Origin of the sequence: Paraburkholderia sp. RL17-383-BIF-A (assembly GCF_046028015.1) — a bacterium.
In the GTDB taxonomy this organism is placed as follows: Bacteria; Pseudomonadota; Gammaproteobacteria; order Burkholderiales; family Burkholderiaceae; genus Paraburkholderia.
Genome location: NZ_JARESR010000024.1, coordinates 35,358 through 49,236 on the forward strand (window position 1 = coordinate 35,358; position 13,879 = coordinate 49,236).

At 62.9% G+C, this 13,879-nt stretch carries 13 protein-coding genes and 1 tRNA gene; 5 read left to right on the forward strand and 9 right to left on the reverse strand.

Going from position 1 to position 13,879, the window contains the following annotated elements; all coding sequences use genetic code 11:
- Window positions 1-37: 37 nt before the first annotated feature.
- From coaE to P0D71_RS24465, 7 genes are all read right to left on the reverse strand, one after another.
- Window positions 38-640 carry a dephospho-CoA kinase gene (gene coaE, locus P0D71_RS24435; protein ID WP_408482538.1) on the reverse strand — a complete coding sequence of 201 codons (603 nt, stop codon included), beginning with the start codon at window positions 638-640 and terminating at the stop codon, window positions 38-40.
- A gap of 3 nt (window positions 641-643) precedes the next feature.
- The gene (locus P0D71_RS24440; RefSeq protein ID WP_408482539.1) at window positions 644-1,594 is read right to left on the reverse strand and encodes a prepilin peptidase; all 951 of its coding nucleotides are present in this window, start codon (window positions 1,592-1,594) and stop codon (window positions 644-646) included.
- Window positions 1,595-1,621: 27 nt separating this feature from the next.
- Window positions 1,622-2,851 (reverse strand): type II secretion system F family protein, encoded by a 1,230-nt coding sequence (locus P0D71_RS24445; RefSeq protein WP_408482541.1) that lies wholly within the window; start codon window positions 2,849-2,851, stop codon window positions 1,622-1,624.
- Window positions 2,848-4,143 carry a GspE/PulE family protein gene (locus tag P0D71_RS24450; protein WP_408482543.1) on the reverse strand — a complete coding sequence of 432 codons (1,296 nt, stop codon included), beginning with the start codon at window positions 4,141-4,143 and terminating at the stop codon, window positions 2,848-2,850. Before P0D71_RS24450 ends, P0D71_RS24445 begins: the two co-directional genes overlap by 4 nt.
- Window positions 4,144-4,309: 166 nt before the next feature.
- Entirely contained in the window at window positions 4,310-5,608 is a 1,299-nt protein-coding gene (locus P0D71_RS24455; RefSeq protein ID WP_177205063.1) for an HlyC/CorC family transporter, read from the reverse strand.
- Window positions 5,609-5,818: 210 nt separating this feature from the next.
- Window positions 5,819-5,895 (reverse strand) — tRNA-Pro (locus P0D71_RS24460).
- A 48-nt stretch (window positions 5,896-5,943) separates the two neighbouring features.
- Complete coding sequence (locus P0D71_RS24465) at window positions 5,944-6,936, reverse strand: polyprenyl synthetase family protein (RefSeq protein ID WP_011489900.1); 993 nt, start codon at window positions 6,934-6,936, stop codon at window positions 5,944-5,946.
- Between the two features lie 239 nt (window positions 6,937-7,175).
- On the opposite strand from P0D71_RS24465, the gene rplU reads away from it, so the two are divergent.
- From rplU to proB, 4 genes are all read left to right on the forward strand, one after another.
- Entirely contained in the window at window positions 7,176-7,487 is a 312-nt protein-coding gene (gene rplU / locus P0D71_RS24470; protein ID WP_007180329.1) for a 50S ribosomal protein L21, read from the forward strand.
- A 25-nt stretch (window positions 7,488-7,512) separates the two neighbouring features.
- Complete coding sequence (rpmA, locus tag P0D71_RS24475; protein WP_007180330.1) at window positions 7,513-7,776, forward strand: 50S ribosomal protein L27; 264 nt, start codon at window positions 7,513-7,515, stop codon at window positions 7,774-7,776.
- 235 nt (window positions 7,777-8,011) lie between these two features.
- Window positions 8,012-9,133 (forward strand): Obg family GTPase CgtA, encoded by a 1,122-nt coding sequence (gene cgtA, locus P0D71_RS24480; protein WP_408482545.1) that lies wholly within the window; start codon window positions 8,012-8,014, stop codon window positions 9,131-9,133.
- A 69-nt stretch (window positions 9,134-9,202) separates the two neighbouring features.
- The gene (gene proB, locus P0D71_RS24485; protein ID WP_091798953.1) at window positions 9,203-10,321 is read left to right on the forward strand and encodes a glutamate 5-kinase; all 1,119 of its coding nucleotides are present in this window, start codon (window positions 9,203-9,205) and stop codon (window positions 10,319-10,321) included.
- Window positions 10,322-10,451: 130 nt separating this feature from the next.
- Here proB and P0D71_RS24490 read toward each other — a convergent pair whose 3' ends face one another.
- Both P0D71_RS24490 and P0D71_RS24495 read right to left on the reverse strand, forming a co-directional pair.
- A complete protein-coding gene (locus tag P0D71_RS24490) occupies window positions 10,452-11,009 on the reverse strand; it encodes a CNP1-like family protein (RefSeq protein ID WP_091798956.1) in 558 nt (185 codons plus the stop codon).
- A gap of 77 nt (window positions 11,010-11,086) precedes the next feature.
- Complete coding sequence (locus tag P0D71_RS24495; protein WP_408482547.1) at window positions 11,087-11,827, reverse strand: RNA pyrophosphohydrolase; 741 nt, start codon at window positions 11,825-11,827, stop codon at window positions 11,087-11,089.
- Window positions 11,828-12,131: 304 nt separating this feature from the next.
- On the opposite strand from P0D71_RS24495, the gene P0D71_RS24500 reads away from it, so the two are divergent.
- Window positions 12,132-13,868, forward strand: a complete 1,737-nt coding sequence (locus P0D71_RS24500; protein WP_408482549.1) for a proline--tRNA ligase — start codon at window positions 12,132-12,134, stop codon at window positions 13,866-13,868.
- Window positions 13,869-13,879: the final 11 nt, after the last annotated feature.

Sequence of the window (13,879 nt, forward strand, 5' to 3'; positions counted from 1 at the left end):
AAGTTCAACCGGGATTTCCCGAGGTGACGCGCCGGCCTCATGCTGCGGCAAGCGACAGATACACGCGATGCTGTGCGTCGACTTGCGCCTTGAGCGCGTGGAGCGGCGTGTTGTCGTTGTCGATCACGTCGTCGGCTGCGGCGAGGCGTGCTTCGCGCGTGGCCTGGCGGGCGATGATTGCCAGCACCTGTTCGCGGCTGAAATTGTTGCGGCTCATCACGCGCGAAATCTGCGTTTCCACGCTGCAATCGACCGTCAGCACGCGATTTACGCGGGTTTTCCAACTGCCGGACTCGACCAGCAGCGGCACCACCACGATCACATAAGGCCCGTGGGCTTCGCGCTGCTCACGTTCGGTCTCCGCACGAATCAGTGGATGCGTGATGGCCTCGAGGCGTTTGCGCGCGCTGTCGTCGCTGAATACGAGGGTGCGCATGCGGGCACGGTCGAGCGAACCGTCAGCGGCGACGAACGCCGCGCCGAATTCGGTGGCGATCTGCGGCATCGCCACGCCATGCGGCGCGGTAATGCGATGCGCGATCAGGTCGGTGTCGACCAGCGGCACGCCGTGCGCCGCAAACAGGTCGGCGACAGTCGATTTGCCGCTGCCTATGCCACCGGTGAGTCCCACAACGAACATGCTTCAGCCTCCCAGAGCCAGATAAAGCGGTGTACCGAGAAACAGCGTCAGTGCGCCGCCTGCCGCGAGGAATGGCCCGAAAGGCAACGGCTCTTCGAAGCGCATTTGGCCACGCCATGTTGCCAGCAGTCCAACTACGGCGCCGGCCACCGCCGCGATCAGCACGATCTGCGGCAGCGCCGCCCAGCCGAGCCATGCGCCGAGCGCCGCGAGCAGTTTGAAATCGCCGTAACCCATGCCTTCGACGCCGCGCACCAGGCGAAACAGCCAATGGACAACCCACAGCACCAGGTAGCCGAAGATCGCACCGAGCACCGCGTCGTGGAGATTCGCAAACATGCCGTTGAAGTTGACGATGATGCCGGCCCACAGCAACGGCAGCGTCAACGAGTCGGGCAGCAGGTGGGTGTCGATGTCGATCGCGCTCATGGCGAGCAGCGCCGCGCACAGTCCGAAGGCTGCGAGCGCCGTGAGGGTTGGGCCGAACAGTACAAGCGAGCCGGCCGCGAACCCCGCGCTGGCGATTTCGAGCAACGGATATCGCAGGCTCACAGGTGCCTTGCAGGCGGAACAGCGCCCGCGCAGCAGCACGTAACTCAGCACCGGCAGATTTTCCCACGCGCTCAATACGTGGCCGCAGTGAGGGCACGCGCTGCGCGGCACCCACAGGTTGTAGCGCGCCGGCAGGCCGTCCTGTTCCATCGGTTCACCGGCGGCCTCGCTGATTTCCGCTCGCCATGCGCGTTCAAGCATGATGGGCAGCCGATGCACGACCACGTTCAGGAAGCTGCCGATCACGAGGCCGAACACGATGGCAAACGTGATCTGCAGGCCCGTGGGCAAGCTGCCGAACGCGAAACCGAGGCCGGTTGCGAAATGATCGATACGGCCGGGCAGTAAGCCCGGCAGCAGGCTGGAAGAGGTGTCTGGCACGAGAAGAGTTGTCGCCCGCATGGATAAGGGATGGATTCGGCTGCGATCCTACACCACGTTGCCGAGTTGAATAATGGGAAGATACATCGCGATCACGAGGCCGCCGACCAGCGCGCCCAGCACGATGATGACGAGCGGCTCGCACAGGCTCGACAGCGTGCCGATCTTCTCGTCTACCTGGCGATCGGCGAGCGACGCTACGTCGATCAACATGGTGTCGAGTGCTCCGGACTCCTCGGCAACCGCGATGGGCTGCACGACCTCGGGCGGGAAGCAGCGCGCCTCGCGCATGGCCGCGGCGAGCCGCTCGCCGCGCCGCAGCCGCGCGGCGATTTCCACGGTGGCGCGGTCGAAAAAGGCGTTGCCGGTGGCGTGAGTCAGTGAGTCGAATGCGTCGGCCAGCGGTGTGCCGGCCGATAGCAACGTGCCTAGCGCGCGGCTCCAGCGAGCCGCGCATAGAGTGCGCAGCAGCGGGCCGGCAACCGGTATTGTCAGCGATGCGCGCGCGAACCGGATGCGCGCCGCTTCGGAACGTCGCAGCAGAAATGTCGCTGCCGAACCGGCGGCGAAAGTCATGGCGAGTGCCGGTATGCTCCAACGCGCCACGCCGGACGACAACGCCAGCACGAATTGCGTCGGCGCGGGCAGTCTGGCTCCGAAGCCGTCGAAAATCTGCTTGAAGGTCGGCACGACCCACACGAGCAATGCGGCGGTAATCGCCATGGCCAGCACGAGTATCGCGACCGGATAGGTCAGTGCCGCACGCACTTTCGCACGCTGCGCGGCGGCGCGTTCGCGGTCCTCGGCGATGCGGGCGAGGACGGCTGCGAGCGCGCCTGCTGCCTCGCCGACTTCGACGAGCTGGCAGTACAGCGCGTTGAACTGCGCGGGATGCCGCTGCAACGCCGCCGAAAAACGCAGCCCGCCGGTAATGTCGCGCGCTAAAGCGCCGACGATTCGCGGCATGCCCTGATGGCGAGAAGTCTGCGCTTGTGCGAGCAGGTCCAGCGCGGGCGCGAGTGGCAGGCCGGCGCGCAGCAGGCTGGCGAGTTGCCGGGTGAATAGCGTGATGTCCGCTGCGCGTGCGGTCGGGCGAGGTGCGGCGCCATGTGCCGTCAGCTCGATGACAAAGAGATTGTCGCGTTTGAGGAGCGTGCGTGCGGTGGCCGCGTCCGGCGCAATGAGCGCGCCGTTTTTCCGCACGCCGTTGGCGTCGACGCCGCGCCACTTGAAACGCATGTCGGCGGGCAACGGTCGATGGGTCGTGGCCAGGTTCATGCGACCTCGGTGGCGGCGAGTGCTTCGGCGAGACTGGTAGTGCCGTCGCGCACACGCGCTAACGCCGCGTCACGCAGGGTGGCCACCTGTTCGGTCTGCGCGAGCCGCGCGAGTTCGTGCGTGCCGGCGCTGGCCACGATCAACTCGCGCATCGCATCGGAAACGGGCATAACCTGATGAACGCCGACGCGGCCCCGATAGCCGATGCCGTGGCACGCCGCGCATCCGCAGGCGGCGAACGGCTGCCAGCCGTCGAGTTGTTGCTCGCCGAAGCCCGCTGCCCGAAGCGCCGCCGCCGACTGCGGCGCAGGCACGCGGCACGCAGCGCAGAGGCGCCGCACCAGCCGTTGTGCGGTGACCATCCGCAACGCGGCCGCGAGGTTGTATGGCTCCACGCCGATATCGATCAGGCGCGCGACTGCAGCGGGGGCGTCGTTCGTATGCAGCGTCGACAGGACGAGGTGGCCGGTTTGCGCGGCTTTCACCGCGACGTCTGCGGTCTCTTCGTCGCGGATTTCACCAACCATGATGACGTCCGGGTCCTGGCGGAGAAAGGCGCGCAACGCCACTGCGAAGGTCAGGCCGGCTTTCTCGCGCACGCTGACCTGATTGATACCGGCCAACTGGATTTCGGCGGGATCTTCCACGGAACACAGATTGCGCGCCTCGCCGTTGAGCAGATTCAGGAAGCAATAGAGCGACAGCGTCTTGCCACTCCCTGTCGGCCCCGTGACGAGCACGAGGCCGTGCGGCGCGCGAATCGCGGCGTCGACAGTTGCGCGTTGGCGCGCATCGAGTCCGAGCGAGTCGAGAGAAAGATTCGCGGGCAGCGCATCGAGTCTTCGCAGTACGAGCTTTTCGCCGAACAGCGTAGGCAGCGAATTGACGCGATAGTCCTCGACGCGGCCGGGCGAGGTGGAAATGCGCAGCCGCCCGTCCTGCGGTACGCGCCGCTCGGCGATATCCATGCGAGCGAGCACCTTCACGCGAGTGATGAAGGCATCGCGCAGATGCGCGGGCGGCCGCGGGATCTCGTGCAGCACGCCGTCGATACGCAAGCGCACGCGCCAGCCGTGTTCCGCCGGTTCGATGTGAAGGTCCGACGCGTTGCGGCGGGTGGCTTCCTGCAACGTATCGGTCAGCAGACGCACGGCGGGGGCGTCGTCGGAACTGGCGATAGTTGCTGCGCCAGCGTCGCGTGCGAATGCCTTCGGCTTTGCCTGGGCAGCGTTCTCGTGAGCGCTTGCGATGGGACGCGGCGACGGCGTTGCGGGTTGAATCGAAGCTTGCATGAGGGACCGGTGATGAGCCGCCTGTAGAACACGGACGGCTTCATCTTCCGGTACGGCGGCGGGCGCCGCCATTCGGCCATTCGGCTAATGGCGCACGTTGCGCCTGTGTGCGATGCTGCTGTGTGTCGTATCCGGCTGTGTCGCTCAGACCGTCGCGCAATGTCGCTCAGCCGCGCAACACCTTGCCGGTTTTTGCGCGCACCGGCGGCCTGAACAGCTTGACGGTGCGAATCGCCTGATCGTCGCTGCGCATGACTTCGAGTTTGACTTCGCCGATCTGCACGCACACGTCGCCGTCGGGAATGTCTTCGAGAATTTCGAGGATCAGGCCATTGAGCGTTTTCGGCCCGTCGGTGGGCAACGTGAGATGTAGCCAGCGGTTCAACTCGCGTAGCGGCATGCTGCCTGCCACGATGCATTCGCCGTTCTCGTTCCAGCCACCGCGCGAATTGGCGCTCCGCGGAATCGACGTGGTGAATTCACCGATCAGTTCCTCGATGATGTCTTCCGGCGTAACGAGGCCCTGCAACTCGCCGTATTCGTTGACGACCAGCGCCGTGCGATGACGGCTCTCCTGGAAGTATTGCAGCTGCTGGAACACCGGTGTGCCGCTCGGCACGAAGTAAGGTTCGGCCAGCAATTCGCGCAGCGTCTCGCGCTCGAGTTCCTGGTTGTGCAGCGCCGCCAGCGTCTTGCGTACGTGCAGCACGCCGAGCACCCGGTCGATATCGCCTTGATAGACGATCAGCTTGTTGTGATAGCAGGTTTCCAGCTGATGCAGGATCTGTTCGAACGGCGCGTCGAAGTCGAGTGCCTCGATACGGCGGCGCGGGATCATCACGTCGTCGACGGAAATGTTTTCGAGATCGAACAGGTTGAGCAGAATGCTGCGGTGCTTGGTCGGCATGAAGCTGCCGGACTCGAGGACGATGGTGCGCAGTTCTTCGGTGGACAGCCGCTGATCGTGGCCGCCTTTGGTATTGATGTGCAACACGCGCAAGATGCCGTTCGCGAACAGATTGACGAACCAGACGAGCGGTTTGGCGACGCGCATCATCGGCGCGATCAGCAGGCTGGCCGGCAGGGCGACCTTTTCCGGGAACGTCGCGCCGATGATCTTCGGCGTGATCTCCGCGAACACGATGATCAGAAACGCGACGATCCCGGTCGCGATCGACAGCACCAGGTTGTTACGTCCGAACGTGTGCAGCGCGATCGAGGTGGTGAGCACCGGAATGATCGTATTGAAGAGGTTGTTGCCGATCAGCACGACGCTTAGCAGTTGATCGGTGTGAGCGAGCAGACCCTGAGTGGTCTTTGCGCCGAGCGCATTCTGGTTGGCAAGATGTTTCAGGCGATGGCGATTGATCGCCATCATGGCCGTTTCGGAACTCGAAAAGAAACTCGAGCAGATGAGCAGCAGAAAGACGGCGCCGATCTGCGCCCATAAGGGAAGTTGTTCCACGCGTCGTGAAGGATAGGGGAAAGGATGGAGAGAATATAGCAGAGGGACTTGCGCGAGCCGCCGGGCTTGGCGGCTGAAGACAGGACTGGCGGCGGTAGTGGCGCTGCAGGGCAAGCGCGGTTGTGAAGCGAAGCAATATGCGCGACCCAAAACAAAAAACCGCCGAGCAAGCTGGGCGGTTTTTTGAGCCTTGAACTAACAAGGCGAATCTGGTCGGGGTGAGAGGATTCGAACCTCCGGCCTCTACGTCCCGAACGTAGCGCTCTACCAGGCTAAGCTACACCCCGATTTGTACTGCGAACTCGATTCAGACTAAGTCAGCGTTTCAGTCTCGTTCAAGACTGTCTTGCCGTCGAGTAAGAACATAATTCTAGCAGGCTATCTTTGAAAATGGAATCAGGAAACGAAGAAATTGCTGCTGCGGCTGCCTGAGCTTCCTGCTTCGCGCATTCGAGCGTGTGATCCAGCGCGCCGGAACGCGTGATTGCCTCGAAAATGGTGTCGAACCGGTCCGTGCCGCCTTGTTCGATTGCTTCCCGCGCGAGCGCCGATTGTTCCGGTGTGCCGCGTTCGATCAGATAGATCAACGGAAGCGTGGGTTTGCCTTCGCGAAGGTCGTCGCCGGCGTTCTTGCCCATTGATTCCGCCGTGCCCGTGTAGTCGAGCCAGTCGTCCATGATCTGGAACGCGGTGCCGATGCGCCGGCCGAATTCCGCCGCGGCCGCTTCGGTTTTCGCGTCCGAGCCGGCCAGCACGGCGCCGAGTTGAGCGGCGGCCTCGAACAGCTTGGCGGTCTTGTAGCGGATCACCTGCATGTAGCGGGCTTCGTCCACGTCGGCGTCGTGCATGTTGAGGAGTTGCAGCACTTCGCCTTCGGAGATGATGTTGGTCGCCTCGGACAGAATTTCCATGACGCGCATCTTGCCCACGCCGACCATCATCTGGAACGAGCGCGAATACAGGAAATCGCCCACCAGTACGCTCGCCGCGTTGCCGAACAGCGCGTTGGCGGTCTGGCGACCGCGCCGCAGGTCGGATTCGTCGACCACGTCGTCGTGCAGCAGCGTAGCCGTATGGATGAATTCGACGACCGCCGCCAGTTCGTGCCGGTGCCCCGTGGTTTCACCCAGCGCGCCGGCCACCAGCAACAGCAGCGCGGGCCGCAGCCGCTTGCCGCCGGCACTGATGATGTACTCGGAAATCTGGTTGATCAGCATCACGTCGGACGCAAGACGGTGCCGAATGACGCGATTCACCTGCTGCATGTCTTCGGCGATCGGAGCAAGCAGGCTGGCGGCGTTGGAGGAGGGGGTGGCAGTCGACGACATGATGGCTGATTTGGGTAGTGCCGCGAATTATAAGGCGAATCGCGACAGTTCCGGGTCGCAGGCTGCGGCGCGGCGCGTTCCGGGGCTGTGGCAGAGCCGCGCGCCGGGGCGTGCGGCAAGGCGCCGGGCGCTCGGCGCGGCGCCACTCAATGAGTTTTGACCGAGCAGCTAACTCTATGTATAATCACGGGTTTCCGCGCGCGGTGCGTGGGAAAAATGAACACAGAGTGAGGTTCTCAATGTACGCGGTCATAAAAACCGGTGGCAAGCAGTATAAAGTTGCCGTCGGCGAAAAACTTAAAGTAGAACAGATACCGGCAGACATTGACGCTGAAATCACGCTCGACCAGGTTCTCGCAGTGGGCGAAGGCGAATCGATTAAGTTCGGTACGCCGCTGGTCAGTGGGGCTTCCGTCAAGGCTACCGTCGTGTCGCAAGGTCGTCACGCAAAAGTGACCATCTTCAAGATGCGTCGCCGGAAGCACTACCAGAAGCATGGCGGCCACCGCCAGAACTATACCGAACTGCGCATCGACGCGATCAACGCGTAAGCGCACCGGTTAAGGAGCAAATCAAATGGCACACAAAAAGGCAGGCGGATCATCCCGCAACGGCCGCGACTCCGAATCGAAACGCCTTGGCGTGAAGGTCTACGGCGGTCAGGCTATCAACGCTGGCGGCATCATCGTTCGTCAACGTGGCACGCGTATGCACCCGGGCGAAAACGTCGGTATCGGCAAGGATCACACCTTGTTCGCGCTGACGGACGGCCACGTCAATTTCTCGACGAAGGGCGCAGCGAAGAAGCACATGGTCAACGTCGTCCCGGCAGCAGTCTGAGTTTACTCAGGCACGGGCTTCAGGACCGGAAAAAGGCCCCGCGAAGTTAGCGGGGCTTTTTTTATTCCGGCGGCTTTTGCCGGACGAGATGGGCGTGATTGCATGCGCTCATGCCGCGCGCCTATGCTGTTCGGCCGATTGATTAGCGCCCGGCGGGCGCGGCAAAATAGCATCATCCAGTAGCAACCAAAGTTAGCAGCACTATCTGGCAGCACACCACGGGACGGAGTTACGCATGAAGTTCATTGACGAAGCGAGGATTGAAGTCATCGCCGGCGACGGAGGGGATGGCAGCGCGTCGATGCGCCGCGAGAAATTCGTTCCGTTCGGCGGCCCGGATGGCGGCGACGGCGGGCGGGGCGGCAGCGTGATCGCGGTCGCGGACCGCAACATCAACACGCTGATCGACTATCGCTACGCGAAGAAACACCTGGCGCGCAACGGCGAAAACGGCCGCGGCGCGGACTGCTACGGCAAGGGCGGCGACGACATTACGCTGCGCATGCCGGTCGGCACCACGATCACCGACATGGAGACCGGCGAGTTGATCGCCGATCTGACCGAGCACAACCAGAGCGTGCAGATTGCTCAGGGCGGCGCGGGCGGTCTCGGCAACCTGCATTTCAAGTCCAGCACGAACCGCGCGCCGCGTCAGAAGACAGACGGCAAGCCGGGCGAACGCCGCATGGTGCGCCTAGAGCTGAAGGTGCTGGCGGACGTCGGCCTGCTCGGCATGCCGAACGCCGGCAAGTCGACTTTTATCTCGTCGGTGTCGAACGCAAGGCCGAAGATCGCCGATTATCCGTTCACGACGCTCGCGCCGAATCTCGGCGTGGTGCGTGTCGGACCGAGCCGCAGCTTCGTTATTGCGGACATTCCTGGCTTGATCGAAGGCGCGGCGGAAGGCGCGGGCCTTGGCCATCAGTTCCTGCGTCACCTGCAGCGCACGGGCTTGTTGCTGCACATCGTCGACCTCGCACCGTTCGACGAATCGGTCGATCCGGTCGCGGAAGCCAAGGCGATCGTCAACGAACTGCGCAAGTACGACGAGCTGCTGTATGAAAAACCGCGCTGGCTGGTATTGAACAAGCTGGATATGGTGCCGGAAGACGAGCGCGAAGCGCGTGTGTCGGCATTCCTCGAAGGCTTCGGTTGGGACGGTCCGGTGTTCGAAATCTCGGCGTTGACCGGGCAAGGTTGTGAAAACCTTTGCTATGCGGTGTTCGACCACATCGCCGCGCATTCGGACGCGCAGCGCGCGGCTGAAGCCGAGGATCTCGCCGCCGACGTACGTTTTCGCGACAAGCCGGAAGCCCCGCCCGCGGCGGACAACGCCAGCATCGACCCGCAGGAATAAGAAGCTCGAGCGCCGGCGCCCGAACGGGCTGCCGGTCTGCATCACGCGTCATCTTGGAGACCGCGCACAATGCGTTCCGTCATCGCAGATTCACGGCGATTGGTAGTGAAAGTCGGTTCGAGCCTCGTCACGAATGACGGGCGCGGCCTCGATCATGCTGCTATCGGCCGCTGGGCCGCACAGATTGCCGCTCTGCGCGCGCAAGGCAAGGAAGTGGTGCTCGTCAGTTCGGGCGCCATCGCCGAAGGAATGCAACGGCTCGGCTGGACCAAAAGGCCGCGCGAAATCGACGAACTGCAAGCGGCCGCGGCCGTCGGGCAGATGGGCCTCGCGCAGGTCTACGAAAGCCGCTTTGCCGAGCATTCCATCCAGACCGCGCAGATTCTGCTGACTCACGCCGACCTGGCCGACCGCGAACGCTATCTGAACGCACGCTCCACGCTGCTCACGCTTCTGCGATTGGGTGTGGTGCCGATCATCAACGAGAACGACACGGTCGTCACCGACGAAATCAAATTCGGTGACAACGACACGTTAGGCGCGCTCGTCGCGAACCTGATCGAGGGCGATGCGCTCGTCATCCTCACCGATCAGCAAGGGCTGTTCACCGCCGACCCGCGCAAGGATCCGGCCGCCACGCTCGTCCAGCAGGCCGATGCCGGCGCGCCGGAACTCGAAGCAATGGCGGGCGGCGCGGGTTCGAGTCTGGGGCGCGGCGGCATGCTGACCAAGATTCTCGCCGCCAAGCGCGCGGCCCACAGTGGCGCCAATACGGTCATTGCAAGCGGGCGCGAAGCGGACGTGTTGTCACGGTTGGCCTCAGGCGAGGCGATCGGCACGCAGTTGATCGCGCGCACCGCACGGATGGCGGCGCGCAAGCAATGGATGGCGGATCACCTGCAAGTGCGCGGCCATGTCGTGATCGACGACGGCGCGGTCGAAAAACTGACCGAAGGCGGCAAGAGCCTGCTGCCCATTGGTATCGTCGGCGTTCAGGGCGCGTTTGCGCGCGGTGAGGTGATTGCTTGTCTGAGCGCCGCGGGGCGTGAAGTCGCGCGCGGCCTGACGAACTACAGCAGCGCTGAAACCAAGCTGATTCAACGTCGTCCGAGTGGCGAAATCGAGTCGGTGCTCGGCTATATGCTGGAACCGGAGCTGATTCATCGCGACAACCTGGTGCTGGTCTGAGTTAGTAACCAGCGCAGGGCGCGCACACAAGCACGGCAAACAAAAAAGCCGTTCCAGCGGAAGCTGGAGCGGCTTTTTCTTGTCTACGACTTAAGCGCGCTCAAATTCAAAGCGCGCTCAGCAAAGCGCCTCAGTGAATCAACGAACTCGCCGTACGCTTGTACCGGATGTTCTCCAGAATCGACTTCGCATTCCCCATCGGCATCTTGTTCGCGCACAGATAATCCTGATACAGCGCCGCCTGATAGGCGTTCAGCGCGCCGTTCTCGATGCGCGTGAAATCGTTCGCGACCGTCGTGTCCCAGCCGTCGTGATCCGAATTCAGGCCCGCATACTGGCGCCACTCATACGTGTCGCAGCGAATCCCTTCGTAGATTACGTTACGAGCGCCGCTCGGGCTCGCCACGACGACGGTAAAGCGAACCACTCCGTCCGTTCCGACGCTGAGCGAATTCCGGTCGACCGCGAACTGCAACGGCGTATTGCCGGAGACTTCGAAAGGCAGCAGATTCGAGTCTTGCGGCAGCGGGGGGAGCGTGTCCACCTTGTTCTCTACCCAGTTGCCTTGGCGGTCCAGCAAATACGTGAACGCGCTGTCGTCTTTATTGGTAGGTTTGCCGGCGCTCGAACAGCCAGCCAGCAGGGCGCCGGTGGCGACGCACGCCACGACGAGAGCAAGTGCTTTCAATATGATTTCCTCGAAGCACTGGCGCGGCTCGACGAGCCGCGCCAGGGAGAGGCGGCGTGGACAGCCGCACAGAGTTGTTAATTGCGCACGCCCGGGCGGAACAACGAGCCGGCCGTTTCGCCTGCCGATTCGTCTTCGTGTTCCGGCGCAGCGCCTACTTCCGCCGTTGCCCCGGAACCCGGACCGCAATCGGACGCGATCGCTACGTGAACCGATGTTTCGATACTGACGGTGGTCATAGAAGTCACCGTCATTACCGTGGAATCCGGCGGACTTTCCATTGACGACGCTATCCGGGGATAACGCGGCCCATGGTGCCCGCCAGGTTTTTCCGCACGCGGCGCAGCCCGGCGCATGAAACGGGATAGCTCCGTCAGCGCCAACTGATATACATCCCGCTTGAACTCGATCACACAGTCGAGCGGCACCCAGTACTCGTTCCAGCGCCATGCATCGAACTCAGGGTGGTCGGTGGCGCGCAAGCAGATGTCGCAGTCGCGTCCAACCATCCGGAGCAAAAACCAGATTTGTTTCTGGCCGCGGTAATGACCGCGTACTTCGCGCTTGATGAACTTGTCAGGCACCTCGTAACGCAACCAGTCGCGCGTGCGACCGATCACCTTGACGTGCTCAGGAAGCAGCCCGGTTTCTTCGTGTAACTCCCGATACATCGCTTGCACGGGGGTCTCTCCGTACTTGATGCCCCCTTGCGGAAACTGCCAGGAATGTTCACGGAGCCGTTTGCCCCAAAACACCTCGTTGTGCGCGTTCAAGAGGATGATGCCGACGTTCGGGCGAAAGCCTTCACGATCCAGCATACAACCACCTTCGAATCCTTTAAAATTGCTTTGATTATAAACAGATAACGGACCCGACGCACCGATTCGCACCAGAATGAAACGATTCGCCGCAAAAGGCCCGCGTTTGCGGTAGCCTGACAGTCTTTCCGTGCCTTATCCCTTGTGCAAAGGCTTTGCGCGGTGGCTTCGGCATCGCGCTCGGGTAGCGCGTGTGCCGATGTCAGGCGAACCGTGCCGGCTCTGAGCCGGGTCTGTGCCGATTCCCCCACCGTTTTCACCTTTCGGGCGGTCCCTCCGGAGCCGCCGCTTTTGGAAAATCTGAATGAAAGCTTCCCGTTTCTTTATCGGTACCCTGAAAGAAGCTCCCGCCGACGCAGAGATCGTCAGCCACAAGCTCATGGTGCGCGCCGGCATGATCCGGCGTGTCGCCGGCGGTATCTATAACTACCTGCCGGTCGGCCTGCGCTCGATCCGCAAGGTGGAAGCCATTGTGCGCGAAGAAATGAATCGGGCAGGCGCGATCGAGTTGTTGATGCCGTCGGTGCAGCCGGCCGAGCTGTGGCAGGAATCGGGCCGCTGGGAAAAATACGGTCCCGAGCTGCTGCGCTTCAAGGATCGCAGGCAAGGCGACTTCGTGCTGGGGCCGACCCACGAGGAAGTGGTCACGGACATCGCGCGCAATCAGATCAAGAGCTATCGCCAGTTGCCGGTGAACTTCTATCAGGTCCAGACAAAGTTCCGCGACGAGATCCGTCCGCGTTTCGGCGTGATGCGCGGCCGTGAGTTCATCATGAAAGACGCGTATTCGTTCGACAAGGACATCGAAGGTCTGCGCGAGTCGTATCGCAAGATGTACGACGCGTACGTGCGCATCTTCACGCGCCTCGGCCTGGACTTCCGCGCGGTGGCGGCGGACAACGGTTCGATCGGCGGCAGCGGTTCGCACGAATTTCACGTGATCGCCGAGACCGGTGAAGACGCGATCGCCTATTGCCCGACCTCCGAATTCGCCGCGAACGTCGAGGCGGCTGAAGCGCTGCCGCTCTACGCGGAACGCGCGGCGCCGGCCGAGGAGCTGAAGAAGACCGCCACGCCGGGCAAGGCGAAGTGCGAAGCGGTGGCCGAACTGCTGAATATTCCGCTCGAGCGCACGATCAAGTCGATCATCCTCGCCACGGAGAACGAAGGCGCGGAGCCGACCATCTGGTTGCTGATGCTGCGCGGCGACCACGATCTGAACGAGATCAAGGCGAGCAAGCTGCCGGGTCTGGCCGACTTCCGCATGGCGACCGAGGCTGAGATCATCGAAACCTTTGGCACGCCGCCGGGTTACCTCGGTCCGATCAACACGAAGAAGCCGGTCAAGGTCGTGGCGGATCGCACGGTCGCGAACATGAGCGACTTCGTGGTCGGCTCGAACGAGGTGGACTACCACACCACCGGTGTGAACTGGGGCCGCGATCTGCCGGAACCGGTCGTCGCCGACATTCGCAACGTGAAAAAGGGCGACCCGTCGCCGGACGGCAAGGGCGTGATCGACATCTGCCGCGGTATTGAAGTGGGCCACGTGTTTCAGCTCGGCACCAAGTATTCCGAAGCGATGAACGCAACGTGCCTCGACGAAACCGGCAAGCCGCGGCCGATGGAAATGGGCTGCTACGGCATCGGTATCACGCGTATTCTGGGCGCGGCGATCGAACAGAATTTCGACGACAAGGGCATCATCTGGCCGGAATCGATCGCGCCGTTCGAAGTCGTGCTGTGCCCGATGGGCTATGACCGCAGCGAAGCCGTGCGCGAAGCGGCCGACAAGCTGTACGCAACGCTGGTCGAAGCGGGCATCGACGTGATTCTCGACGACCGTGGCGAGCGCCCCGGCGTGATGTTCGCCGACTGGGAGCTGATCGGCGTACCGCATCGCCTCGTGATCGGCGACCGTGGCCTCAAGGATGGCAAGCTCGAATACCAGGGCCGCCGCGACACCGAGGCGACGCTGCTGCCGGTCGAAGAGGCCGCGCAAGCGGTGATCGCGAAGGTTCGCGCAGCGTTGGCGCGCTAAGCGGAGCGGAC